A 24,191-nucleotide genomic window follows, 5' to 3' on the forward strand; every position below is an offset into this window, starting at 1 on the left:
GCGGGGCCCGACCGCCGGGAGGACGGGGCCCCGGTCAAGTTCGCCCGGCCGGACGCCGACAACGGACACCATGGCCTCCCCCCTCGCCCCGACGCGCCCCACCGCGGGCCGCGTCCTCGGCGGGCTGGCTCTCGTCGCCCTCGCGGGGGGCCTGACGGCGCTCGCGGTGCACCAGCCGGGCACGGTGCGGGGCCCGGTCGCGCTGACGGGGATCGCGGCCGTCGTCGTCTCCGCCGTGGCGCTCACCACGCTCTACCACGGGCGCAACTCCGACAAGTACCTCGCCGCGGGCACCCTGTGGGGGCTCGCGACGCTGACGGCGGGTCTGCTCCCGACGTCGACGCTCGGCCCGTTCCCGCTGGTGCAGCTGGCGTTCGCGGCCGGGGAGGCGGGTGTGCTCGTCGTCCTGCTGCAGCTGCTCGTGCGCGCCCGCGCGGGCAGCGCCGACCCGCCCCTGGTCGTCGACGCGCTCATGCTCGGCAGCGCCCTGGCCACCGCGGGGTGGGACGCCCTGTCCCGCGCGGGCCTGCACGGCGGCGCCGGCTGGACGGGCGCGACCGTCCTCGTGCTGGCCGTCGCCTCCCTCGTGGCGTGCTCGGCGATCGCGCTGGCCGTCGAGCAACCGCGGCTGCGCGTCGCCGCCGCCGGGCTGACGCTCAACGGCGTCGGGACGGCCCTGGCCGCGGTCTGCTTCCACCACCGGTTCGCCGTGGCGTGCGCGGCGGCGGCGCTCGCGCTGGCCGGCGGAGCCGTCGGTCTCCTGCTGCTGCCCCGCGACGGGGTCGTCCGCCACGGCGGGCAGGACGCCGAGCGCGCCGCCCGCCGGCTCGAGACCGCCTCGCTGGTGCCCGGGCCGATCCTGCTCGTCGACCTCGTCCTGCTCGTGATCAGCCCCCGTGCCGACTCCGTCCTGTACGGCTTCTACGTCACGGTGCTCGTGACGTTCACGATCCGGCACGCCGCGACGGCCCGCTCCATCGACCGCACGACCGCGAGCCTGCGGTTCCAGGCGCTGCACGACGGCGCCACCGGGCTCGGCAACCGCACCCTGCTCGAACGGGCCCTGACCGAACCCGACCGCGAGCAGTCCCTCGTCCTGCTCGAGCTCACCGGCCTCGACGACCTCAACGACGTCCTCGGCGTCGGCACCGGTGACGCCGTCATCGCGGCCGCCGCCGAGGAGGTGCGCGCGGTCGTCGCCGGGCTGGCCGGGACCGCCTACCGCACCAGCGGCGACCAGTTCGCCGTCGTCCTGCCCGGGGGACCCGCCGAGGTCCTGCGGCACGCCGAGACCGTCGTCGCCGCGATCACGACGGCGCCCGGCAGGGTCGAGGGCGCGGCCCGGTTCCCCCTGTCGGCCGTCGCCGGGGTCGCCGGGTGCCCGTCCGGGGCGCAGCCGGGCTCGGCCGACGTCATGAAACCGTTCGTCCAGGCCGACATCGCCCTGCGCGACGCCCGGCCGCTGGGGGCCGGGTCGGTGTCGGTGTACTCCGGGACCGTCGCCGCCGAGCACGCCCGGCGCAGCCTGCTGCGCGACCGTCTCGCCTCGGCGATCCACGACGGCGCCATCGACGTCCACCACCAGCCGGTGGTCTCCTTCACGACCGGGCGGGTCGAGAAGTTCGAGGCCCTCGCCCGCTGGGAGGACCCCGTGCTCGGCCGGATCTCCCCCGTGGAGTTCATCGCGGTCGCCGAGGAGTCGAACCTCGTCGTCGCGCTCGGCGAGCACGTGCTGCGCACCGCCGTCCGCCACGCGCACGAGGCGGGGGTGTTCTCCGTGGGCGTCGGTCTCGCGGTGAACGTCTCGGTGGTGCAGCTGCAGTCGCCCGGTTTCACCGACATCGTCACCGACCTCCTGCGCGAGTACCGCATCGCCCCCGCCCTGCTGACGCTGGAACTCACCGAGTCGGTGTTCCTGGACCCCGACTCCCCCGCCGAGCGCGTCGTCACCGACCTCGCGGGCCTGGGCTGCCAGATCGCGATCGACGACTTCGGCACGGGCTACTCCGCGTTCGGGTACCTGGGCCGGCTGCCCGTGCACGTCCTGAAGATCGACCGGTCCCTGACGCAGTCCCTGACCGAGGACGTCCACGGCCAGTCCGTCGTGACGTGCGTCGTCGACCTCGCGACGCGGCTGGGGCTGACCGTGGTGGTCGAGGGCGTCGAGACCGAGCAGCAGGCCGAGATCTGCCGCTCCATCTCCGCACCGCTGGGGCAGGGGTGGTTGTACTCCCCCGCGGTGCCCCGCGAACTCCTCGGCGAGCAGCTCACCCGCGTCCACCCCGTGCCGGCCCTGCTCGTGGCGGACGGCGCGCACCCCGCCTGACGCCGTACCGGCCGGACGCGTCCGAACCGGTGACGGGTCCCCGGCCCGGCTTCAGGTTCTAGAACGGCACGACGACAACCCCATCGTGCGACGGTGGTGGATCGGGTACCTGGTGGCGGGGGCGGTGCTCCTGGGGTACGTCCTCACCCTGCCCGTCGGCCTGCTGCGCTCGGCGGTGTACGAGCTGTTCCCGCTGGCCTCGGCCGCCGCCGTGGTCGCCGGGGTCGTCCTGCACCGCCCGCCGCGGCGCCTGCCGTGGCTGCTCATCGCCGGCGGGCAGCTGTGCTCGGCCGTCGGGGACCTCCTCTACGCCTGGCTCGACGTGGTCCTGCACGTCTCGCCGTTCCCCTCCGTCGCCGACCTGGGTTACCTGGCCGCCTACCCGCTGCAGGCCGCCGGGATCGTGCTGCTGACGCGGGGGCGGCGGCTGAACGCCGCCGGCCGGCTGGACGTGGGGATCGTGACCGTCGCCCTGGCCCTGCCGCTGTGGGTCTTCCTGGTGGAACCGGTGGTCCTGAGTCCTGCCGAACCGCTGCTGGACCGGCTCGCGGACCTGTCCTACCCCCTGGCCGACCTCGTCGTGCTGGCCCTGCTCGTGCGCTGCGGCGCCGTCACCCGCGGGCTGAACCCGGCCGCCCGGCTCCTGGCCCTGGGCGCGCTCGTGCTGCCCGTGGCCGACCTCGCCTACGCCGCCTTCGGCAACGACGGCGTCCTGGCGCACCTGAACACGGCGTGCTGGCTGACGACGTACCTGTGCTGGGGCGCCGCGGGGCTGCACCCCTCGATGGCGAGCGTGGACACCCCGGACCGCACCGCGGACCCCGCCGGGTGGCGCCGCCTCGGCCTGGTCGCGGCGTCCATGCTCGCCGTCCCGGGGGTCCTGGTCCTGGAGGCCTTGGAGGTGACCGGCGAGCACCAGCTCGACGTCGCCCTGGCCGCCCTGCTCATCGTCGTCCTGGGCATCACCCGCACCCAGCTGGCCCTCGGCGCCGCCCAGCGCCACGCGCGCCGCTCCGAGCGGCTGCGCGCCGAGGTCGACCACCACCTCGCCCACGACCCCCTGACGCTGCTGCCGAACCGGGCGACGGCGCTGGGCCTGCTGCGGCGCAGCCAGGAACGGGCCGGACGCACCGGCATCGGGGTCCTCGTCGTCGACGTCGACCACCTCGCCCGCGTCAACGACCGGTTCGGCGACCACGTCGGCGACGACGTGCTGCGCGCCGTCGCCCGTGAACTCGGGCGGGTCGTGCCCGCCGGGAGCCACCTCGGCCGGCTCGGCGGGGACGAGTTCGTCGTCGTCGTCGAGGACGTCCGGGACGAGACCGTCCTGGCCCGGGCCGCCGAACGCCTGACCCGCCTGGACCTGCACCTGGACGCGCGCGACCTCACCCTCAGCTGCTGCGTCGGGATCGCCGTGCAGACCGGCGGCCGCACCGTCGGGCCCACCGAACTGCTGCACGAGGCGCTGTCGGCCGCCGCCCGCGCCAAGAGCCTCGGCGAGGGCCGCACGTGGTTCTCCGACGACGCGCTGCGCGCCGAACTCACCGAGCAGGCCGACCTCGAGGCCGCCCTGTCCGACGCCCTGGCCCGCGGGGAGTTCGAACTGCACTACCAGCCCGTGGTCGACCTCGCGACGCGGGACGTCACGGGTTTCGAGGCCCTGATCCGCTGGAACCGCCCCCGGTGCGGGACCGTCCGCCCCGACCTGTTCATCCCCGCCGCCGAACGCAGCGACCTCATCTGCGACATCGGCCGCTGGGTCCTGCACGAGGCCGGCCGGCAACTCGTGGCCTGGCGCGCCGAGGGCACCGTCGGGGAGCACGTGCGGGTCGCCGTGAACCTGTCGGGCCGGCACCTGGCCCGCCCGACGCTCGTGGCCGACGTCGTCGCGGCGCTGACGGCGACCGGGGTGCCGCCGCAGGCGCTGGTCGTCGAGGCGACCGAGACGACCGTCCTGGACGGCGACGAGGTCCTGGCGAACCTGCGCGCGCTGCGCGCGCTCGGGATCTGCGTGAGCCTGGACGACTACGGCACCGGGTACACGTCGATCGAGCACTTCCGCACGCTGCCCCTGGACACCCTCAAGATCGACCGGAGCTTCCTGTCCTCGACGCAGGCCCAGGACGAGGCGCTGCTGGGGCTGATGGTCCACGCCGCGCACACGTTCGGGCTGAAGGTCGTCGCCGAGGGCGTCGAACGCCCCGAGCAGGTGGAACTGCTGCGTTCGCTGGGCTGCGACCTCGGGCAGGGTTTCCTGTTCTCCCGGCCGGTCCCCGCGGCCGCCGTCGCCGAGCTCGCCGACCTCCTGCGGGCCGCGGCGTAGCCGGACGGGCCGCGGGCCCGGTCAGAGCGGGGCGGGTTCGGGGGCCTGCAGGACGAGCCGTTCGCGCAGGAACGTCTGCAGGTTCGCCCCCAGCGGGTCACCGGGCTGCGCCTTCTCGGGGTCGTCGAGACCGCGCTCGCGGCGGGAGATCGTCGGGCCGTCCCGGCGCAGCGACTCCAGCAGCTTCCGGGAGTAGGTGCCGGACAGCAGGCAGTGCAGCGCTTCGGCGCGCAGGGCGTCGTCGAGGCCGGCGAGCCACTCGTCGTGCGAGGCGATCACGTGAACAGTGTGCACCCCGGCCGTTCACGGGGACGACACTCGTCGGAGTCCGGCCCAGTGCCGTCACCCACCGTGCTGAGCCCTTGACGCAGACGCAGTGACAAGCGCGTCGACGGCGCCGGCGCGCCCGCCGCCCGGGCCGCGCACCGCGCTCGCTCGCAGGTGTCCGACCCCACGGTTACGCTCCCCCGGTGGACGGGACGAGCGCGGCTCTGGCCGGGGCAGCCCTCGGCGACCAGCTGCCCCAGGTGCTGCACGGCCAGCCCGGCGCCGTGCTGCTCGTGCGGGTGAGCGACGCGACGGTGCTGTTCGCCAACCCCCTGGCCGAGCAGCTCGCCCCCGACGTGCACCTGCCGTGCCCGGTCGACGACTGGTCGCGGCACGCCGGTCTGGAGAGCTCCCCGGGCGACGACATCACCGACCCCGCCAACGACGCCTCGCCGCTGTCGCGCATCGCCCACGGCGAGCCCGTCCACGGCGAGCGGGTCACCGCGGCGCGCGCCTCGGGGATGTCGGGCGCGCGCGAGGCGCTGTGGGTCGTCGGGCTGCCGCTGAGCGACGCCCCCGTGGACCAGCTCACCGGCCTGGCCCTGGTCGTCCTGCTGCCGTTGCGCGAGGAAGGGGCGGTCCGCGACGCCAAGGAGTCCGCCGAACGCCTGCACAGCCGGGCCGTGCTGGCCAGCGACCTGTCCTTCACGATCTCGGACCCGAACCAGCCCGACGACCCGCTGGTCTGGGTCAACCCCGCGTTCGAGAAGGTCACCGGGTACGGCCGGGAGGTCCTGGGGCAGAACTGCCGGTTCCTGCAGGGGTCCGACACCGACCGCGAGGCGGTGCGCCGGCTGCGGGCCGCCCTCGACGCGGGCGAGACCGTCACCGAGCTCCTGCTGAACTACCGCAAGGACGGGACGGCGTTCTGGAACGAGGTCGTCATCTCCCCCGTCCGCGACGCGGAGGGCCGCCTGACGCACTTCGTCGGGGTGCAGTCCGACGTCACGCTGCGGGTGCAGGCCGAACGCGAACGCGACGCCGCGCTGGCCGTCGCCCGCGACGCCAAGCACCGCCTGGAGTTCCTGTCGCGCGTCACCGACCAGTTGTCCGAGGTCCTGGACCCCGTTGCGGCGCAGGACCTCCTGCCGTCCCTGGTGGTCCCGGAGTTCGCCGAGTGGGCGTTCGCGACCCTCGTCGACGGGACGGGCCGGACCCGGCACATCCGGGCCACCCACGCCAACCCGGACCGCGCCGACGACGCCGCGCGCTTCCAGGAACTGCACGCCGGCCTGGGCGACAACTCGATCTCGATGCGCGTCCTGCGCGGTGAGCTCGGCCCGACGCTGGTCGAGGACGTCGCCGACCAGCACGTCGACGACGTGACCCGCAGCCCCGAGACGGCGCAGGTGCTGCGGCGGCTGGGGCTGGGCACCGCCGTCGTCGTCCCGCTGCGCGCCCGGGGGCTGGTCACGGGGTCGCTGACGCTGCTGTCGGGCCCGGACCGGCCGCCGTTCACCGAGGACGACCTGGCGACCGCCACCGACCTCGGCGCCCGCGCCGGGGTGGCGCTGGAGAACGCCCGGCTGTACGCCCAGCAGCGCACCTCCTCCGAGACGCTGCAGCGCAGCATGCTCACCCCGCCGCACCCGTCGCCGGGGCTGTCCATCGCGACGCGCTACCACCCGGCCGCCGAGGCCGCGCAGGTCGGCGGCGACTGGTACGACGCGTTCATCCAGCCCGACGGCTCGACGGTCGTGGTCATCGGCGACGTCATGGGGCACGACGTGTCGGCCGCGGCCGCCATGGGCCAGGTGCGCACTCTCGTGCGGGCCCTGGCCTACGACCGCTCGGCCCAGCCCGCGGAGGTGGTCCGCCGCCTCGACGAGCTCCTGGAGGGGCTCGGGATCACGACGCTGGCGACGGCGGTCGTGCTGCAGGTCGCGCCCGCGCAGTCGTCGCCGGCCGGGGGGCGGACCATCCGGTGGTGCACCGCGGGGCACCTGCCGCCCGTCGTCGCGGCGCCGGACGGCACGGCGGTCCTGCTGGCCGGCGACGGGATCGTCCTGGGCCTGGGCTCCGGCCAGCACCGCGCGCAGCAGGAGACGACGCTCGTCGACGGGGCGACGCTGCTGCTCTACACCGACGGTCTCGTCGAACGGCGGGACCGGCCCATGGACGTGCGGCTGGCGGAGCTGCGCGACGCGGTGCGCGACCTCGGGCCCGTCGACGTGGACGACCTGTGCGACGAGCTGCTGGAGCGGATGCTGCCCGACGGCAGCGACGACGACGTGGCCGTCGTCGCGGTCCGGGTCGACCCCTCCTGACCTCGCGGCTCAGGCGGGCACGTCGCACCAGACCGTCTTGCCCGCACCGTCCCGGCGCACCCCCCAGTCCGAGCAGATCGTCGCGACCAGCCCCACGCCGCGGCCGGACTCGGCCTGCGGTCCGGGGCTCAGGTGCTGCGGGAACGCCGGGCTGCCGTCGCTGACCTCCAGCCGCAGCACGTCGCTGCGGCAGTCCACGCGCGCCCGCACGGGCGGGGCACCGTGCTCGACCGCGTTCACGATGAGCTCGGAGACGACCAGGAGCACCCCCTCGAGGGCGTCCCCGCCGTGGTCCGGGCACCACCGGGCGCGCACGAACTCCCTCGCCCGCCGGGCGGCGCTGAGGTCCACCGGCAGGTCGAGATCGGCCACCGGCATCGCCCCGCACACGGCTCCATGGTGCTGCCGGGACGGACGGGGCGCCTCTGGTGGAGAGCGCAACCACCCGGGTCGTGGTCACGCCGACGTCGGGATACGGTCGGGGCGGCGCAACGACGCGCGTGACCATGATCCCCCCCGAAGTGCAGGAGACGTCGTGCCCACCACCGTCAAGGCCTACGCCGCAACGTCGGCCACCGAACCGCAGAAGCCCTTCGAGATCCAGCGTCGTGACGTCGGCCCCAAGGACGTCGCGATCGACATCAAGTTCGCCGGCATCTGCCACTCCGACATCCACACCGCCCGCAGCGAGTGGGGCCCGGCCAACTACCCCGTGGTCGTCGGCCACGAGATCGCCGGCGTCGTCACCGAGGTCGGCTCCGAGGTGACGAAGTACGCCGTCGGCGACCGCGTCGGCGTCGGCTGCATGGTCGACTCGTGCGGTGAGTGCGTGAACTGCGAGGCCGGCGAGGAGCAGTTCTGCCTCAAGGGCATGATCGGCACCTACAACAGCGTCGGCAAGGACGGCGAGCCCACCCAGGGTGGCTACTCGCAGGCCATCGTCGTCACCGAGGGCTTCGTCTGCCGGATCCCCGACGGCCTCGAGCTCGACGTCGCGGCCCCGCTGCTGTGCGCCGGCATCACGACCTACTCCCCGCTGCGCCACTGGGGCGCGGGCCCGGGCAAGAAGGTCGCCGTCATCGGCCTCGGCGGGCTCGGCCACATGGCCGTCAAGATCGCCCACGCCATGGGCGCCGAGGTGACCGTGCTGTCGCAGTCGCTGAAGAAGCAGGAGGACGGACTGCGCCTGGGCGCGGACCACTACCACGCCACCTCCGACGAGGACACCTTCTCGGCCCTGCGCGGGCAGTTCGACCTCATCGTCAACACCGTCAGCGCCCAGCTGGACTTCGACAAGTACATGTCGCTGCTGGCCGTGCGCGGCGCGCTCGTGAACGTCGGCCTGCCCGAGGACCCGATCTCCCTGCGCATGTTCTCCGTCGTCGGCGGCAGCAAGAACTTCGCCGGCTCGAACATCGGCGGGATCCGCGAGACCCAGGAGATGCTCGACTTCTGCGCCGAGCACGGCATCGGGGCCGAGGTCGAGGTCATCCCGGCCGAGAAGATCAACGAGGCGTACGAACGCGTCGTCGCCTCGGACGTGCGGTACCGGTTCGTGATCGACACCGCCACCCTCTGAGAGGTCGCGCGTTCCGGCACGTTGACTCCGCGGTCTCTTTCACCGGGACCGCGGAGTCAACGTGCCGCAACCCCTGCCCGGTCGTAGCGTCGCGGCCATGGACATCGGGATCATCGGCGCCGGCAACATCGGCGGCAACCTCACGCGCGCGTTCACCCGCCTCGGGCACACGGTCCGCGTCGCGAACTCGCGCGGACCGGAAACCCTGGCGGACCTCGCCGAGGAGACGGGCGCGACGCCCGTCCTCGCCGACGACGCGGCCCGCGGGGCGGAACTGGTCGTCGTGACGATCCCGCAGGGCAAGGTCCCCGACCTGCCGCGCGGCGTGCTCGACCCCCTGCCCGACGGGTCGGTCGTCGTCGACACCGGGAACTACTACCCGCAGCGCGACGGCAGGCTCGACGAGGTCGAAGCCGGGACGCCGGAGACGGTCTGGACCGCGCAGCACCTCGACCCGACCGAGCGGCTGCACTGGGTGAAGGCCTTCAACGGCATCCAGGCCGAGCACCTGCTGACGGCCGGCCGGCCCCCGGGCGACCTCGAACGCCGGGCCCTGCCGATCGCCGGGGACTCCGCGGACGCCAAGCGCACCGTCTCCGGGCTCGTCGAGCAGCTGGGTTTCGACGTCGTCGACGCCGGTCCGCTGGCCGAGTCGTGGCGCCAGCAGCCGGGAACCCCGGTCTACGGCGCCGAGGCGGGTGTCGAGGGCATCACCGCCGCGCTGGAGGCCGCCCCTTCCGAGCGGCCGGCGGAGTTCCGCGCCTGACGGGCGGACGGACCGGGTTCCGAATGTGAGCGACGCCTCAAGGGTCGCCGGACGAGGTCGATCTTCCACCCATGACCTCGTCCGGGCCCCGGCTGCGTCGCGCGTGGCGCGACGCCGGGCTGCGCCGCAAGCTCAACGCGCTCACCGCCGTGGCCGTGCTGGCGGTCGCGGCCCTGTCGGCGCTGACCGTGGACGTCCTGCGCGACACCACCGCCACGACCACCGAACTCACCCGGGTGAACGCGGCGACCCGCGCGACGCTGGAAGCCGACATGGCCCACGACGCCCTGCGCGGCAACGTGCTGCAGGCGTTGCTGTTCCCCGCCGGGGACCAGTACGCCGAAGCCCGCGACGGTGGTGCGGAGGCGGCGCAGGGGCTCACCGGTGAGCTCGCCGGCGTCCGCGGGGCCCACCTCGGGGCGGCCGTCGACGCCGCCCTCGACGCCGCGGACCCCGCCGTCGCGGCCTACGTCAGCGCCGGTCAGGACCTCATCGCGCTGGCCGGGCAGGACCCCGCGGGCGCCCGGGCCGCCTACACCGCCTTCCTGGCGAGGTTCACCGAGGTCGAGCGGCTGCTGCCGCAGGTCGCGGACGCGGTCCGCGCCCGGGCGCAGGCGCAGACGCAGACGGTCGCCGCGGTCCGGGCCCGCAGCGTCCGCGTCCTGGCCGTCGTCGCCCCGGCCACGGTCCTGGCCGCGTTGTTCGTGGCCTGGCAGGTCACCCGCAGCGTGGTCGAACCGCTGAACGGCGTGGCCCGGGTCGCTGCCGCCCTCCGCGCCGGCGACCTCACCGAACGCGCCCGTCCCCGGGCCCGCGACGAGGTCGGCCTGGTCGGTGCGGCCCTCGACGACGCCCTCGACTCCCTGTCCGCCCTCGTCGACGGCATCGGCGGCACCGCCGACCGCCTCGAAGGGGCCTCGGGCCGGCTCAGCGCCACCGCCGTCGAGATCCAGCGGGCGGGCGAACGGTCCACGCGCCTGGCGTCGTCGGCCGTCGCCGAGGCCCACCGGGCGCGCGACGCCGCCGACGGGATGGCCGCCGCCGGCGAGCAGATGGTGGCCGTGATCGCTCAGGTCTCGGCCAGCGCGCTGACGTCGCGGGACGTCGCCGAGCAGGCCGTCGCCGCCGCCGCCGCGACGTCGTCGGTGATGGACCGGCTCGCCGGGTCCAGCCAGCGGATCGGCGCGGTGGTGCAGTCCATCGCGGGCATCGCGGCGCAGACGAACCTGCTGGCCCTGAACGCGACCATCGAGGCCGCCCGCGCCGGGGACGCCGGCCGCGGTTTCGCCGTCGTCGCCGGTGAGGTGAAGACGCTGGCCCGGGAGACGGCGACGGCCACCGAGGAGATCACCCGGACCGTGGAGGCCCTGCAGCAGGACAGCGTCGACGCCCGTCGGCAGATCGACGAGATCACCGACGTCATCGACCGGATGTCCCGCTTCCAGACCGACATCGCCGCCGCCGCCGACGAGCAGGGCCACGTGAGCGCGGACAACAGCGACCGGGTGTCGCGGGTCGCGCAGTCCACGCGCAGCTCGGTCGACGACCTGACGACGCTGGCCACCAGCGTGGGGGAGACCGCCGACCGCGGTCGCTCCACGGGCGAGGCCGCGCAGGACGTGGCGGCGCTGACCGCCGACCTGCGGACCGCGGTCGGCCGGTTCCGGGTCTGACGCGCCCCACCCGACCACCACCGCGATCAAGGAATCCATCGTGGTGATCAAGGACTACCACTTCCGTGGTCTCCCGTTCCACGGCAACCCGAGCAGGTTCCCGACCGCTTCTTCGAAGTGCTGCCTGCACCCGAGGACGTCACCCTTGCCGACGACGAGGACCTCCCAGCCGACGCTGCGCAGGTGGTCCCGGCGCCGCTGGTCGTGCCGGCGGTCGGCGGCGCTGTCGTGGTGCTCGATCCCGTCGTACTCGACGGCCTTGCGCAGGTGCGGCCACCCCATGTCGAGGCGGTAGGGCCGTCCCACCCCCGGCCGCCGGACCGGGACCTGCGTCTGCGGCGGTTCGAACCCCGCGTCGACGATCCGCAGCCGGGTGCACGACTCGAGCTCCGACTCAGCCCCCGGGTCGGCCATCTCGACCAGTGCGCGGGCCTGCGCCACGAACCGGTGCCCGCGCGCGCTGCGCAACCGTTCCAGCAGTTTCACGCGATCCAGGACCTCCTGCGCCGCAGCCTGGTCGAGAGTGGCCAGCGCCACCGGGCGGGACGCGAAGCGCGCGACGTCGAGCAAGGTCCGATCCAGGTCGGTGACGGGGAGGCCGTCCAGGACGGTCACGTCGTGGAACAGTTCCGCGACGTACGGGCGAACACCGGCGCGGGAGACCGGTTCGGTGCCGAAGGGGACCGTGACCTCCAGCGCGAAGGTCGCGTCCTGCTCGAACGGCATCCGGACGTCGAACCCGTGCAGGCGTGCGGCCGTGCGGCGGGAGAACGCCGCCCCGGGTGGCAGGTGGGGGACGAGGAGTTCTCGGCGGTGGGCCTCGTCGACCGAGAGGTCGCTCAGCAGGGCGCGACGGTGACGGGTGGACGGCGGGGTGGGCACGCCGCAACCCTGTTCGTCACGCGGCGCCGGTGGGGCTGTTCGAGACGCGCCTGTGGACGAGGGTGTGTCGTCCACCGCCACGACGTCCTCGATCGCGACGCAGGGGTGCTGCGCCGTCACGCAGGGACTCCTCGTCGACACCGCCGAGGCCGCCGCCTCGCCCGCTCCTCGACCGCGGTGGTGCGGTCCTCGATCGCGGTGGCGCGGTCCTCGACCGCGGTGGTGGGTTCCTTGATCGCGGTGGTGGGTTCCTTGATCGCGGTGGCGGATTCCTTGATCGCGGTGGCGGATTCCTTGATCGCGGAGGGGAGGATGGGCGGGTGGACACACCTCCCGCCTCCGTCCCCACCCCCGAACCCGAATCCGAACCCGCCCTCGAACCCGACCCCGCGCTCCTCGTCGTCCCCGTCGGCAGCTCCCCCGACACCGCGGCGCTGCCCGGGACGGTGGAGGTCGTCGCCCCCGACGACCCCGCGCTGCCCGGCGCCCTCGCCCGCGCGGACGGGCTCGTGGTGTGGGACGGGTCGCACCCCGGGGTGGAACGGGCGTGGCGGGCGGCCGACCCGCGACGGCTGCGGTGGGTGCACACCTCCAGCGCGGGCCCGGACCGGCTCCTGTTCCCGGCCCTGCGGGCCCACCCGAGCGTGCTCACGTGCAGCCGCGGGGTCCTCGACACCGACATCGCCGAGTACGTCCTGGCGTGCGTCCTGGGTTTCCTGAAGGACCTGCCGACGACGGTCCGGCTGCAGGGGCAGCACCGGTGGCAGCACCGCCTGACCCGCGGTCTGGCGGGCCGGCGCGTCCTCGTCGTCGGGGCCGGTTCCATCGGGACCCGGGTGGCGCAGGTGTTCTCCGTCCTCGGCGCGCACGTCGACGGCGTGGTGCGCTCGCCGAGGCCGGCGCGGGCCCCGTTCGGGGCCCTGCACGGACCGGGAGAGCTGGCGGACGTCGTCGCCGGGTACGACGTGGTGGTCGTCACCGCACCCCTGACGGACGCGACCCGGGGGCTGCTCGGCGCCGCGGTCGTGGACCGGGTGCGGCCGGGCGCGATCGTCGTGAACGTGGGCCGCGGGCCCGTCGTGGACGCCGGGGCGCTGCGGCGGGGGCTGCTGGAGGGCCGCCTCGGGGGCGTCGCGCTCGACGTGTGGGACGTCGAGCCGCTGCCCGCCGACAGCCCGTGGTGGGACACCCCCGGCGCGCTGGTCTCCCCGCACCTGGCGGGCGACGCCGAGGGTTTCGCCGAGCGCCTCGAGGTGCTGCTGCGCGAGCAGGCGCGCCGGTTCGTGGCCGGTGAGGAGCTCCTGCACGTCGTCGACAAGGAGCACGGTTACGCGATCACCCCTAGTCTCACGACGTGAGCGAGCTGAGCCGTGTCGTCGTGGTCCTCAACCCGAACAGCACGGGGGACGGACCGTCGAACGCGCGCGGCCTGCGCGACGAGCTCGACGGCGTGGTGGACGTCGAACTGGTCGAGACGCAGCACGCCGGGCACGCCGAGGACCTCGCGCGCGACGCCGTCCGGCAGGACCCGGGGACCCTCGTCGTGTCCGCCAGCGGGGACGGCGGCTACCACGAGGTCGTCAACGGGGTGTTCGACGCAGGGCGGGGCATGGCGGCCGTGCTGCCCTCGGGGAACGCCAACGACCACGCCACCGCGGTGCAGGAACGTCCACTGGGGGAGGCGATCCGGGCGGTCGTCGGCGGCGAGCCGGTGACCCGCATGGACCTGCTGGAGGTCAGCGGCGCCGGTCGGCGCAGGGTCGCCCACTCCTACGCCGGGGTCGGGATCACCCCCGTCGCGGCTGCGGCGCTCAACGAGCACGACCTCGACGCCGTCAAGGAGGCGCAACTGGTCGTCCGCGCGTTCTGGAGGTACCGGCCGCTGACGATCACCCACGACGGCAACGACATCAGCATCGACAGCCTCGTGTTCGCGAACATCGACCGGATGGCCAAGTACGCGCAGCTGGCCGAGGGCTCCGCCCCCGACGACGGCCGGTACGAGACGCTGCTCATCCCGCACCGCAGCAAACTCCGCCTGGTCCTGGACTTCACGCGCGTCCTGCGCGGGGCGCACCCGGTGCGCTCGCGCTCGGAACCGTACGAGTTCACGACCCACACCCCGATGCCGCTGCAGCTCGACGGCGAGGTCTTCCACGTCGACGCCGGGTCGTCGGTGACGGTGCGCTGCCTACCGCGGGCCCTGCGCACCGTCCTCTGAGACGACGGCGAGGGTCTCGGCGAGGAGCCCGGCGGCGCCGTCCAGCGCCGGTCCCGGGTCGAGGGCGAACACCTCCTGGGCGCGACGGGCGAAGCCCCTCGGGCTGCGGGGCAACGAGTCCGTCGCCGCGACCGCGCCCTTCTCGTTGAGCACGAAGCGGCCCGCGTCGGCGTGCAGCGCGTGCACGCACAGCAGGACGACCCGGAACGCGCACGCCGCGACGTAGGCCCGGTCACCGCGCGGGACGGCCTTGGCCGCGCCGCCGAGCAGGAACCGCGCCTCGTCGAGCCGGCCCACCACGGCGGTCCGCAACGCGGGTGAGAAACCCTGCAGCCGCGACGCCGCCAGTTCCCCGGAGGGGTCGGCCAGCAGCACCCCGTGGAACAGTTCCCCCGCGTAGGTGGTCCCGGGGAAACCCAGCGGGTGACCGACCTGGAAGTGCCAGTCGAAGGTCCCCGCGAGCGCGCCGGAGCAGCTCGCCCGGACGCGGTCGACGTCGCGGTAGATCCAGTCGACGGCGGCGCCGTCCACGCGCAGCCACCCGCCGCCGTCCACCCACGGTCCCCACCCGCCGGGTTCGGTGACCGCGGCCGGCACCTGGGACAGCTCGTCCACGAGCGCCTGCAACCGGGCGGTGTCCAGGGGTGGGCGGTAGTACAGGCCGAGGTCGGTGTCGGAGTCGGGCCGGTGCTCGCCGCGGGCGCGGCTGCCGCCGAGGCTCACCCCGACGATCCCGGGGACCTGCACGAGCCGGGCGGCGACGTCGACGGGTTCCACCCTGCGATCCTGCTCCCGGACCGGGTGGGGTCGTCCACCGGTTTCAGCTCAGGAAAGCGGCCACGAGGCCGGAGGCGGCGGGCCGGAACTCCTCGAGGTAGCCGTGGCGGGCGCCGGGCAGGACGTGCAGGTGCGCGCCGGGGACGCGGCCGGCGAGCAGTTCGGCGTTCGCGACGGGGGTCATGGCGTCGTCGGCACCGTGCAGGACGAGCGTGGGGGCGCTGATGCGTGCCAGCAGGTCCCAGCCGTCGTGGCCGGTGCTGGCCGCGTGGTGGGCGCGGCGCACGCGGGGGCTGCCGGTGGGCAGGAACCGGCGGGCGACGTCCGGGTGCGCGGCGCTCCAGGCGGGGGTGAAGAACAGGTCGAGCAGGCCGTCGCGGCCCTGCGGGCTGGAGCTGAACCGCAGGGTCCGGTCGACCTGCGGGTCGCGGGCGACCTCGTGGGGCCCGCCGGGTCCGCTCGCGGCGAGGACGAGGCGGTCGACGCGCCCGGGGTGGTGGGCGGCGAGGACGGTCGCGACGCGCCCGCCCATGGAGAACCCGTGGACGTGGGCGCGCTCGAGGCCGAGGGCGTCGAGGACGGCGACGGCGTCGGCGGCGAACAGCGCGGTGGTCCAGGGGCCGGGTTCGGCCTGCGAGGCGCCGGTCCCGCGGGTGTGGACGACGGCGGTGCGGAACGCGGGCGCGAGGTCGGCGGCCAGCCCGGCGCACACGTCCGGCCCCAGCGACTGGCCGGGCAGCAGCAGGACCGTCGGGTCCTCGTCGCGGCCGGCCACGTCGGCCGCCACGTGGCCGCCGTCGACGGGCACGAGCAGGCGGCGGGACGACATCCGCGGGAGGTTACCGATCGGCCGCGGCGGACTCGCGGTGGGCCCGCTTGACGACGTACATCCGAGCGTCGGCGGCGGCCAGGAGCGCTTCGACGACCTCCTCGACGGGGTCGGTCGCGGCGGTGGGGAGCGCGGCGAGCAGACGGCGGGGGTCCTCGCGCACGGCGCCGATGCTCGCGGTGGCCCGCCACGGCCGCCCGGCGACCGGCAGGGGGTCGAGGAGGGCCGCGCCGAGCCGGTCGGCGACGGCGTGCGCGTCGGCCCCGGGGTCGGTGACGAGGACGGCGAACTCGTCGCCGCCCCAGCGGGCCGCGCAGTCGTCGTCGCGCACGCAGGTCCGCAGGCGGGCCGCGACGCCGCGCAGGAGGTCGTCGCCGGCGGCGTGGCCCAGGGTGTCGTTGACGAGCTTGAACCGGTCGAGGTCGACGAAGGCGACGACGAGGGGGACCCCGGTCCGCAGCGAGGAGCGCACGGCCTCGGCCGTGCGCTCGGCGAACCGGCGGCGGTTCTCCAGCCCGGTGAGGGGGTCGACGTGCGCGACGGCGTCGAGCAGGCCCCGCTGGTGCTCGGCGACGGCGAGCAGCCGGCGGTGGTCGTCGAGGGCGACGACCTGGCGGACCACCACGAGGACGACCATGACCAGCCCGGCGACGAGGACGAAGCGGTCGGGGTGGACCCACAGCCGGGTGACGCCCACGGCGGCGGCGGGGACCACCGCGGCGCAGGGCACGATCCACGCCCACGACCCCGCCGACGGGGTCCGCAGCCGGGGGTGCCCCCCGGGGGTCAGCCGGGCGCCGACGGCGAACAGGCCGAACGCGGCGATCCACCCGAAGTCGGCGAGGCCGCCGGTGCGGTAGCTGCCGGTGGCGACCACGCCGTAGAAGTAGACGGCGTCCGACAGGGCCATCGCGGTGGCGGCGGCCAGGCACAGGAGCCCGACGCGGGAGACCCGCAACCGGACCAGCTGGATGATCGTCACGGTGAGGAACACGACGTCCATCACGGGGTAGACGAGCGGGACGAGGAGGTCGGTCAGGGGGTACGGGGCGACGCGGACGGCCTCGGCGAGCCAGCCGACCCAGACGACGGTGAGCAGCGCGGTGCCGAGCAGGAGCCCGTCGAGGGTGGCGGCGATCCCCAGGTGGGAGCGGCCCCAGACCCACAGGTGCAGCAGCCCCGAGGCGACGGAGAGCACGGAGAACACGACGAAGGGGCCGTCGGCCCAGGTGGTGGCGCCCGAGATGAGGTGCAGGCAGTCCTGCACGGCGTACAGCCCCTGCCCCACCCCCCAGGCCAGGCACGCGCACCCGAGCAGCACCCAGGGGGCGCGGACCCAGCCGGTCAGGCGCCGGTGCCGGCCGGGCACCAGGAGGCACGCGCCGGCGACGAGGGCGGCCACGGCCTCGGTGACGCCGAAGAGGGTCAGGGCGCCGTCGCTGCCGCGGCCGAGGAGGGCCTGCGCGACGGCGACCGCGACCAGGACGGCCGCGAGGACACCGAGGTCCACGCCGAGGCGGCCCGCGGCCCCCGGCGCGTGGGCCTCGCTGGAACGTCCCCGCACGTCCTGCTGATCGTCACGTCCGGGCCCGGACTGGACACCCCTCACCCGTCGGCCCGTCCTCTCACCCGTCCGGCGCACCACGGACGCGGGTCAGTCGGGGACGTCACCCGCGGCCGGCGGGCGCATGAGCCCCAGCAGCGGGCCGGTGAGCAGCCGCTGGCGCACGAGGGCGGCCGAGACGAGGAGGACCACGATGGCCAGGAAGCCCAGGGGCCAGAAGTTCAGCAGGAACGCCGCGGCCAGCAGCGCGAGGACCGCGACGACGGGGACCGCCAGGGGCATCCGGTTGTACCAGCGCGGTTGCAGCACGGCGGCGGCGTACCACCAGGCGACGGCGGCGACGCGCTCGTCGGGGTGCCGGCGGCCCTGCCGGGCCAGGGCGAGGACGTCCTCGCGGTCCTCCTTGGGCAGGGTGTGGAACGCCCGGAGCGCCGTCGCCCGCCGCTGGGGGGTCATCTCCGGACCCACGACCGCACTCACCGTTCCGACTCCCGTCGTTCGTCCGCTGGCGGAGGGCATGGGATTCGAACCCATGAGGAAGGAGTGGGTACCTCCCTAGCGGTTTTCAAGACCGCCGCCTTCAACCACTCGGCCAGCCCTCCCTGCGCGGCCCAGTCTACGGACCCGCGGGCCGGCGACCCGCCCGACCGCGTCCTTCCCCCGGGCAGGCGACGGCACGGAGCGGGGTTGACGGTGCGGGCCGCCCGTGAACACTGGAGCGCGTGCCCCGCGATCGGCCGAGGGACCGCCCGTGAGGCGGCAGCGCCGGGGCCTGCGGGCGCTGGCCCTGTTCGTCCTGGCCCCCTACGTCGGGGAGTTCGTGCTGGGGAACCAGCCGATCACCGCCCTGCTGGAACTGCCGCTGCTCGCGACCATGTACGGCGGGGGCGCCGTGCTCGTCCGGGAGGTCGGGCGGCGCACCCGCTCCGGGTGGCCCGTGATGGTGCTGCTGGCCGTCGCCTACGCACTGGTCGAAGAGGGGCTGGTCGACCAGATGCTCTTCAACCCGGCCTACCTGGGGTTGACCAGCTTCGCCGACCAGGCCGCGGTCCCCGGCATGGGCATCAGCGCCCGGTTGACGGTGGACTCCGTGGCGCTGCACGCCACCGGCAGCACGTGCGTGCCCATCGCCCTCGTGGAGGCCTTCGACCGGGGCGCCCCCCGGCCGTGGTTGGGACGACGGGGTCTGGTGGCGGTGGCCGTGGTGTTCGTCGCCGGGTCGGCCGGGCTCGCCGTGCTGCAGGCGGTCGACCTGCGTTTCGTCGGCAGCCCTGCGCAGTTCGCCGTCACGGCCGCCGCCGTCGCCGGGCTGATCGCCCTCGCCGTCCGCCGGGCGCGGCAGGTCGTCGACGACCGGCGCGGCCCCGCGGGGGCGGTCCCCCGGCCCCGGACCGTCCTGCTCGCCGCGTTCGGCGTCACGACCGGTTTCTGGCTGCTCGACCTGTTCCTGGTCCCGGTGGCCGGGGCGTGGGTGGGCGTCTGCTGCGGGGCGGCGGTCCTGGCCGGCGGGGCGGTGCTGCTGTCCCGGGCCTCGCGCCGGGCGGGCTGGGGTTCGCAGCACCGTCTCGCCGCGGCCTGCGGTGCTCTCCCGACGTACCTGTGGCTGGCCCCGGTGAACACGGCCCAGCTCGGGATCCCCCCGGCCCTGGGCGCGGCCGGCAACGTCGTGTTCGGTGCGAGCGCGGTGCTGCTGGCGGTGGCCGCGTGGCGGGCGGACGCGCACCGGCGCCCGGTGGAGGCCCGCGTCTGACGAGGTGACGAGGCGGTGGCGGGGTCGAACGGGGCGACCTCCACCCGATCCCCACCCGACCCCCTCCCGCCCGCGGGCCCGACCGGCGCGATCGCGGCCCGGAACCGGTGTAGCGTCGGGCGACCTGTTCGCCCCGAGCACCCGAGCGAGTTCCCGTTGCCCGAAGCCCTGCGCTGCGTCGTCGTCCTGCCCACGTACGACGAGGCCGAGAACATCGCCGGGATGCTGGACCGGGTCCTGGCCTCCCCCGTCGTGCCCGACGTCCTGGTCGTGGACGACTCATCCCCCGACGGCACGGGGGCGCTCGTGGAGCAGGTCGCGGCGCGCTACCCCTCCGGCCGGGTGCGGTTGCTGACGCGCACCACGAAGGACGGGCTGGGCGCCGCCTACCGGGCGGGGTTCGCGCACGTCCTCGCCACGGGGGACCACGACGTCGTCGTGCAGATGGACGCCGACGGCTCGCACCCCGTGGAGGCGCTGACGCGGATGCTGGCGCAGATCGACCACGGCGCGGACCTGGTCCTGGGTGCGCGGTACGTGCGCGGCGGCGCGCTCGACGAGGCGTGGCCCTGGTACCGCAAGGCCCTCTCGCGCGGGGCGAACGTCTACGCGCGGGTCCTGCTGGGGGCTCCGGTGGCCGACCTGACGGGCGGTTTCAAGGCCTGGCGCGCGGACCTGCTGCGGTCGCTGGACCTGTCGCAGCTGACCGCGGCCGGCTACGCGTTCCAGATCCAGACGACGCTGGCGGCGCTGCAGCGGGGGGCGACGGTCCGCGAGGTCCCGATCCTGTTCACCGAGCGGACCCACGGGACGTCGAAGATGAGCGGGGACATCATCCGCGAGGCGATGGTCTCGGTCGTGCGGATGCGGCGGTACGGCCCGACGGGCCGCCGTCCCTGAGCCGCCGCCCGGATCGGGCGCCGCGTGAGCCAGAACACGCAGGGTCACGAGTGGTCGCTGTGACTCGCTCGTGATTGTGTAGAGCGCAGGGTTCTGGAAAGGTCAGCCGAGCGCACGATCCCGACGCACCGACCCGCGCGGTGCCCGATCGGACTGCGGACACGGTGGGGCAGGCAGGCGACGGGCACGTCCGCGGGAGGTCGACAGGTGCAGGTGCACGCGCAGGACGACGACGCCGACGCCGTCGCCCAACTCCTGGACCTGGCGCGTGACATCTTCGGCACGCCCGTCGCCGCCCTGACCCGCCCCACCGTCACCACGCCCCACCACGTGGAGCAGACCAGCAGCGAGCTGGACCCGCACGCCACCGTCCGGTTGCTGGCGGCGACGGACCTGGCCCTGGCGTCCCCGGCGGTCGACGTCGTCCGTCCCGACGGTGCGGCCGACGGCCGGATCGTCGGGGTCGGCGCGGACCCCTCCGAACGGCTCGAACCGCGGCAGCTGGAGGCCCTGCACGTCGTGGCGGCGCTCATCGCGGGGGTCCTGCACCACCGCGACCGGCGCCGCGCCGACCGCGAGGACCGGCTGGCCTCCCTCGACGCGCTCGTCGCGGGCTCGGGTCGCAGCACGGTCCTGCAACCCATCGTGGACCTGCGCTCGGGAGCGGTGGTGGGCGCGGAGGCGCTGAGCCGGTTCACGAGCCCGGCCGGGACGGCCCGCCGGCCCGAGCAGGTGTTCTCCGACGCCCGGACGGCCGGCGTCGGCGTGGAGCTCGAACAGGCCGCCATCGCCTCCGCGCTGGATCAGCTGCCGCTCGTCCCGATGGGCGGCTACCTCAGCGTCAACGCCTCGGCCGACGCCCTGCTCGACCCCCGCACGCGTGACCTGCTGACCGCGGACGGGTCCGAGCGCCTCGTCGTGGAGATCACCGAGCACGACCCCGTCGCCGACTACGAGGCCCTCACCGGCGTCACCTCCGCCCTGCGCCGGCACGGTGTCCGCATCGCCGTCGACGACGCCGGCGCCGGTTTCGCCAGCCTCCAGCACGTGCTGCACCTGACCCCGGACATCGTGAAGCTCGACATCGCGTTCGTGCGCGGGATCGACACCGACCCCGCGCGGCGCGCCGTCGCGCGGGCCCTGGTGGGTTTCGCCTCCGAACTCGGCTCGACGATGGTCGCCGAGGGGGTCGAGCGCGAGGACGAGCTCGCCGTCCTCACCGAGCTCGGCGTCGAGTGCGGGCAGGGGTACCTGCTGGGCCGGCCCACCGCGACGCCCTACTGGGGCGCCGGCCCCGACGGCACGACCGCGATCGTCCTGCCCCGCTGAACGACCCGCGCCGGACGCACGAGAACCCCCCGCCCGGACGGGCGAGGGGTTCTCGGGACGGACGCGGCTCAGAACGTGACGATGCTCAGCGCGCCCTTGCCGTAGCGGGACACCTCGACGGCCAGGTCGAGACGGCTGCCCGTGCGGGTGGCCCAGTCCACGACGTCCGGGCGCAGGACCTCACCCGGGACGTACGACGCGTACAGCTTCAGGTGCGCGGCACCCTCGACGTTGAACAGCGACGCCATGATGTTGAGCACCTCCCGCGCGTTCACGGCGAGGTTCTCGGGCAGTTCGCGGTCCTCGACGGCGGCCTCGCTGGCCCCGGGGGGCAGCAGGCCGATCGCGGCACCGGCGTGGGCGGCCAGGGCGAAGTCGAAGACCACGACGGCCTTGGACTTCAGGTGGTCGTCCACGTACAGGCCCACGAGCGAGCCGGGCGCGCCGCCGACGGGGACGGCCGAACCGTCCTTGAGGTCGACGTCGCGGTTCAGCAGGTCCGAGAGGAGGTTGCGGATCGCCAGGTTCGACGGCAACGGGTTGACCTCGAACCTGACCTCGCCCTGGGCGACGGAGGTCTCGGCCGCACCGGACCCGGCGTCGCCGCCGAGGACGGGGGCGAGCGCCGCGGCGAACGCCTCGGGGGTGAAGGGCTTGGCGATGAGGAACAGGGCGCCGGCAGCGGCCGCCTTGTCGCGCATCTCCTCCGAGCCCTCCGAGGTGACGAAGCCGAACGGCACGTCGATGCCCGAACCGCGCAGGTTCTGCAGCATCTCGATGCCCGTGGCCTCGGGCATGTTCCAGTCCGAGAGGACGATGTCCGGGTTCTCCGAGCGGACGAGGTCGAAACCCTCCTTGCCGTTCTCGGCCTGGACGACGTCGACCCAGTCGTAGCCCGCCTGCCGCAGCGTGCGGATGACGATCTGCCGCATGACGCGGCTGTCGTCGACCACCAGCGCCTTCACGACGTCACCCCTGCCCGTTCTCGGAACCGCCGGCCAGCCACACTTCGAAGGTGAGCCACTGACCCTGCCAGTTCGCGTCCAGACGCGCTGCCAGGCGGTCCGAGGCGCCGTGCAGGGGCTTGGCGGTCGACACGACCGGCAGACCCAGTGGTCCCGCGTCGGGGACGAGGGCCTTGATGTTGCCGCCGACGATGTTCGCGACCTCACCCAGGGAGTCGTACACGTCCTCGTCCTCCAGCTCGCCGTCCTCCTGCAGGAGGGCGGCGGCCAGCGGGGTGGCGAGCGGGCGCTCGACGCTGACGGTGACGATGCCCGGGCGGGCGCCCGAGATCGTCACCGACGCGCAGAGGATGTCGCCCTCGATGTCGTGCTGCTCGAACGACGGCAGCAGGAACTCGGTGTGCGCGAAGTACGACGACCACATGGCGTCGACGATCTGGCCCAGGGCCTCGTCCTCGACGTAGTCGGTCGGTTCGTCGTAGAACTCCTCGACCAGTTCGGTCACGCCTGCACCCCTTCCGGCAGCAACCCGAGGAGCGACAGCTTCTCCTCGAGGGACTCGACCGTGAACGGCTTGATGAGGTACTCGTGCGCACCGGCGGCCAGGGCGCGGACGATCTGCCCGTGCTCGGCCTCGGTGGTGACCATCATCAGGGTGAGCGCGCGGTAGTCACGGTTCGCCCGGACCTGGGTGACGAACGTGAGCCCGTCCATCACCGGCATGTTCCAGTCGACCGTGGCGAGGTCGGGCAGCGGGCCCGCCTCCAGAGCCTTCAGCGCCTCGGCGCCGTCGGCCGCCTCGACCGTTTCGTACCCGAGCTTCCGCAGCGCACCGGCGATGATCTTCCGCATGGCGCGGGAGTCGTCGACAACAAGAGCCCTCATGCCTGACCTCCGTTCTTGGGACGGTGGACCGAAACCCGTCCGATGAGTTCGCGGTCCCAGTTCTCATCGACGCCCAGCGTCGTTTCTGCACCCCCGAGGAACATGTATCCACCGGGGCGGAGGACCTTCCTGACCCGGGACAGGATGTCCCGCTTGGTCTCGAGGTCGAAGTAGATGAGCACGTTGCGCAGGAACACCACGTCGAACTGACCGAGGGCCGCGTACGAGCTCGTGAGGTTCAGCTGCTGGAAACGCACCATGCGCTTGATGTCGTCGTTCACCTGCCACTGGGTGCCCACGCGGGTGAAGTGGCGGACCAGCAGGGGCGCCGGCAGACCGCGGTTCATCTCCAACTGCGAGTAGCGTCCCGCCTTGGCCTTCTCCAGCACCTCGTTCGAGAGGTCGGTCCCGATGATCTCGGCCCGCCACCCCTCCGCGACCAGGCTGTCCTGCAGCGAGATCGCGAGGCTGTAGGCCTCCTGACCCGTCGAGCTGGCCGCGGACCAGACGCGCAGCGACCGGGTGGTCGCCCGCGCCTGCTTCAGGGCCGGCAGGACCGACGTCGAGAAGGCCTGGAACGGGGCGCCGTCGCGGAACCACGACGTCTCGTTCGTCGTGAGGGCTTCGACGATGGCGGTCTGCGCCCGGCGGTCGGGACGCAGCCGGACACCGTCGACGTACGCGGAGACGTCGGCGGCGCCGGCGGCACGCGCCAGCGGCACGAGCCGGGACTCGACGAGGTACTCCTTGCCCTTCTCGAGGACGATCGCACTCTCCTTGCGCACGAGGGTGCAGACCCAGTCGAAGGCCGTGGGTGTGAGTGCCATG

21 protein-coding genes, 1 tRNA gene and 1 pseudogene are annotated in these 24,191 nt (G+C 74.4%); 11 read left to right on the forward strand and 12 right to left on the reverse strand.

Annotation, left to right across the window (positions count from 1 at the left end; translation table 11 throughout):
- The first annotated feature begins 70 nt into the window (after positions 1-70).
- Positions 71-2,326, forward strand: a complete 2,256-nt coding sequence (locus tag CLV37_RS14490; protein ID WP_106211582.1) for a putative bifunctional diguanylate cyclase/phosphodiesterase — start codon at positions 71-73, stop codon at positions 2,324-2,326.
- Between the two features lie 85 nt (positions 2,327-2,411).
- Positions 2,412-4,649 carry a putative bifunctional diguanylate cyclase/phosphodiesterase gene (locus tag CLV37_RS14495; protein ID WP_106211584.1) on the forward strand — a complete coding sequence of 746 codons (2,238 nt, stop codon included), beginning with the start codon at positions 2,412-2,414 and terminating at the stop codon, positions 4,647-4,649.
- Positions 4,650-4,670: 21 nt separating this feature from the next.
- Here CLV37_RS14495 and CLV37_RS14500 read toward each other — a convergent pair whose 3' ends face one another.
- Complete coding sequence (locus tag CLV37_RS14500; protein ID WP_106211586.1) at positions 4,671-4,928, reverse strand: hypothetical protein; 258 nt, start codon at positions 4,926-4,928, stop codon at positions 4,671-4,673.
- 191 nt (positions 4,929-5,119) lie between these two features.
- Here CLV37_RS14500 and CLV37_RS14505 point away from each other — a divergent pair, with 191 nt between their 5' ends.
- Positions 5,120-7,243 carry a SpoIIE family protein phosphatase gene (locus CLV37_RS14505; RefSeq protein WP_106211588.1) on the forward strand — a complete coding sequence of 708 codons (2,124 nt, stop codon included), beginning with the start codon at positions 5,120-5,122 and terminating at the stop codon, positions 7,241-7,243.
- 9 nt (positions 7,244-7,252) lie between these two features.
- Here CLV37_RS14505 and CLV37_RS14510 read toward each other — a convergent pair whose 3' ends face one another.
- Complete coding sequence (locus tag CLV37_RS14510) at positions 7,253-7,633, reverse strand: ATP-binding protein (RefSeq protein ID WP_245885413.1); 381 nt, start codon at positions 7,631-7,633, stop codon at positions 7,253-7,255.
- 145 nt (positions 7,634-7,778) lie between these two features.
- On the opposite strand from CLV37_RS14510, the gene CLV37_RS14515 reads away from it, so the two are divergent.
- The 3 genes from CLV37_RS14515 to CLV37_RS28865 all read left to right on the forward strand — a co-directional run bounded on the left by CLV37_RS14515 (position 7,779) and on the right by CLV37_RS28865 (position 11,261).
- Entirely contained in the window at positions 7,779-8,822 is a 1,044-nt protein-coding gene (locus CLV37_RS14515; RefSeq protein WP_106211592.1) for an NAD(P)-dependent alcohol dehydrogenase, read from the forward strand.
- 73 nt (positions 8,823-8,895) lie between these two features.
- On the forward strand, positions 8,896-9,588 hold the full coding sequence (locus tag CLV37_RS14520) for an NADPH-dependent F420 reductase (protein ID WP_342762278.1): 693 nt from the start codon (positions 8,896-8,898) through the stop codon (positions 9,586-9,588).
- A gap of 71 nt (positions 9,589-9,659) precedes the next feature.
- Positions 9,660-11,261 (forward strand): methyl-accepting chemotaxis protein, encoded by a 1,602-nt coding sequence (locus CLV37_RS28865; RefSeq protein WP_106211596.1) that lies wholly within the window; start codon positions 9,660-9,662, stop codon positions 11,259-11,261.
- 54 nt (positions 11,262-11,315) lie between these two features.
- On the opposite strand, the gene CLV37_RS27070 is transcribed toward CLV37_RS28865, so the two are convergent.
- On the reverse strand, positions 11,316-12,143 hold the full coding sequence (locus CLV37_RS27070; protein WP_170127279.1) for a hypothetical protein: 828 nt from the start codon (positions 12,141-12,143) through the stop codon (positions 11,316-11,318).
- Between the two features lie 320 nt (positions 12,144-12,463).
- Between CLV37_RS27070 and CLV37_RS14530 the strand changes: the two genes are divergently transcribed.
- Together CLV37_RS14530 and CLV37_RS14535 are read left to right on the forward strand one after the other, a co-directional pair.
- Positions 12,464-13,501 carry a D-2-hydroxyacid dehydrogenase gene (locus CLV37_RS14530; RefSeq protein WP_170127280.1) on the forward strand — a complete coding sequence of 346 codons (1,038 nt, stop codon included), beginning with the start codon at positions 12,464-12,466 and terminating at the stop codon, positions 13,499-13,501.
- Positions 13,498-14,364 carry a diacylglycerol/lipid kinase family protein gene (locus tag CLV37_RS14535; protein ID WP_106211600.1) on the forward strand — a complete coding sequence of 289 codons (867 nt, stop codon included), beginning with the start codon at positions 13,498-13,500 and terminating at the stop codon, positions 14,362-14,364. Before CLV37_RS14530 ends, CLV37_RS14535 begins: the two co-directional genes overlap by 4 nt.
- Here CLV37_RS14535 and CLV37_RS14540 read toward each other — a convergent pair.
- The 5 genes from CLV37_RS14540 to CLV37_RS14560 form a co-directional block, all read right to left on the reverse strand.
- Positions 14,335-15,141 carry a nucleotidyltransferase domain-containing protein gene (locus CLV37_RS14540; RefSeq protein ID WP_106211602.1) on the reverse strand — a complete coding sequence of 269 codons (807 nt, stop codon included), beginning with the start codon at positions 15,139-15,141 and terminating at the stop codon, positions 14,335-14,337. The two genes, CLV37_RS14535 and CLV37_RS14540, sit on opposite strands and share 30 nt — an antisense overlap.
- Before the next feature lie 43 nt (positions 15,142-15,184).
- On the reverse strand, positions 15,185-15,970 hold the full coding sequence (locus CLV37_RS14545) for an alpha/beta fold hydrolase (protein ID WP_106211604.1): 786 nt from the start codon (positions 15,968-15,970) through the stop codon (positions 15,185-15,187).
- A gap of 10 nt (positions 15,971-15,980) precedes the next feature.
- Positions 15,981-17,534 carry a GGDEF domain-containing protein gene (locus tag CLV37_RS28550; RefSeq protein ID WP_106211606.1) on the reverse strand — a complete coding sequence of 518 codons (1,554 nt, stop codon included), beginning with the start codon at positions 17,532-17,534 and terminating at the stop codon, positions 15,981-15,983.
- Between the two features lie 90 nt (positions 17,535-17,624).
- Positions 17,625-18,014 (reverse strand): hypothetical protein, encoded by a 390-nt coding sequence (locus CLV37_RS14555; protein ID WP_170127281.1) that lies wholly within the window; start codon positions 18,012-18,014, stop codon positions 17,625-17,627.
- A 26-nt stretch (positions 18,015-18,040) separates the two neighbouring features.
- Positions 18,041-18,136: transfer RNA gene (locus tag CLV37_RS14560), tRNA-Ser, on the reverse strand.
- A gap of 149 nt (positions 18,137-18,285) precedes the next feature.
- Here CLV37_RS14560 and CLV37_RS14565 point away from each other — a divergent pair.
- The 3 genes from CLV37_RS14565 (at position 18,286) to CLV37_RS14575 (ending at position 21,513) form a co-directional block, all read left to right on the forward strand.
- On the forward strand, positions 18,286-19,284 hold the full coding sequence (locus CLV37_RS14565) for a hypothetical protein (protein WP_106211610.1): 999 nt from the start codon (positions 18,286-18,288) through the stop codon (positions 19,282-19,284).
- A gap of 156 nt (positions 19,285-19,440) precedes the next feature.
- Positions 19,441-20,184: a polyprenol monophosphomannose synthase gene (locus tag CLV37_RS14570; RefSeq protein WP_245885414.1), complete on the forward strand. Its 744-nt coding sequence runs from the start codon at positions 19,441-19,443 to the stop codon at positions 20,182-20,184.
- A 207-nt stretch (positions 20,185-20,391) separates the two neighbouring features.
- Positions 20,392-21,513 (forward strand): EAL domain-containing protein, encoded by a 1,122-nt coding sequence (locus tag CLV37_RS14575; RefSeq protein ID WP_106211612.1) that lies wholly within the window; start codon positions 20,392-20,394, stop codon positions 21,511-21,513.
- 608 nt (positions 21,514-22,121) lie between these two features.
- On the opposite strand, the pseudogene CLV37_RS29010 reads toward CLV37_RS14575, so the two are convergent.
- The 4 genes and pseudogenes from CLV37_RS29010 to CLV37_RS14595 form a co-directional block, all read right to left on the reverse strand.
- A pseudogene (locus CLV37_RS29010) lies at positions 22,122-22,478 on the reverse strand (response regulator); the annotation flags it as partial.
- A 4-nt stretch (positions 22,479-22,482) separates the two neighbouring features.
- Complete coding sequence (locus tag CLV37_RS14585) at positions 22,483-22,983, reverse strand: chemotaxis protein CheX (RefSeq protein WP_211298660.1); 501 nt, start codon at positions 22,981-22,983, stop codon at positions 22,483-22,485.
- On the reverse strand, positions 22,980-23,363 hold the full coding sequence (locus CLV37_RS14590; RefSeq protein WP_106211614.1) for a response regulator: 384 nt from the start codon (positions 23,361-23,363) through the stop codon (positions 22,980-22,982). The genes CLV37_RS14585 and CLV37_RS14590 overlap by 4 nt, the downstream gene beginning before the upstream one ends.
- Entirely contained in the window at positions 23,360-24,190 is an 831-nt protein-coding gene (locus tag CLV37_RS14595) for a CheR family methyltransferase (protein ID WP_106211616.1), read from the reverse strand. Before CLV37_RS14595 ends, CLV37_RS14590 begins: the two co-directional genes overlap by 4 nt.
- Position 24,191 lies beyond the last annotated feature (1 nt).

The sequence above is a fragment of the Kineococcus rhizosphaerae genome (genome assembly GCF_003002055.1).
Lineage (GTDB): Bacteria > Actinomycetota > Actinomycetes > Actinomycetales > Kineococcaceae > Kineococcus > Kineococcus rhizosphaerae.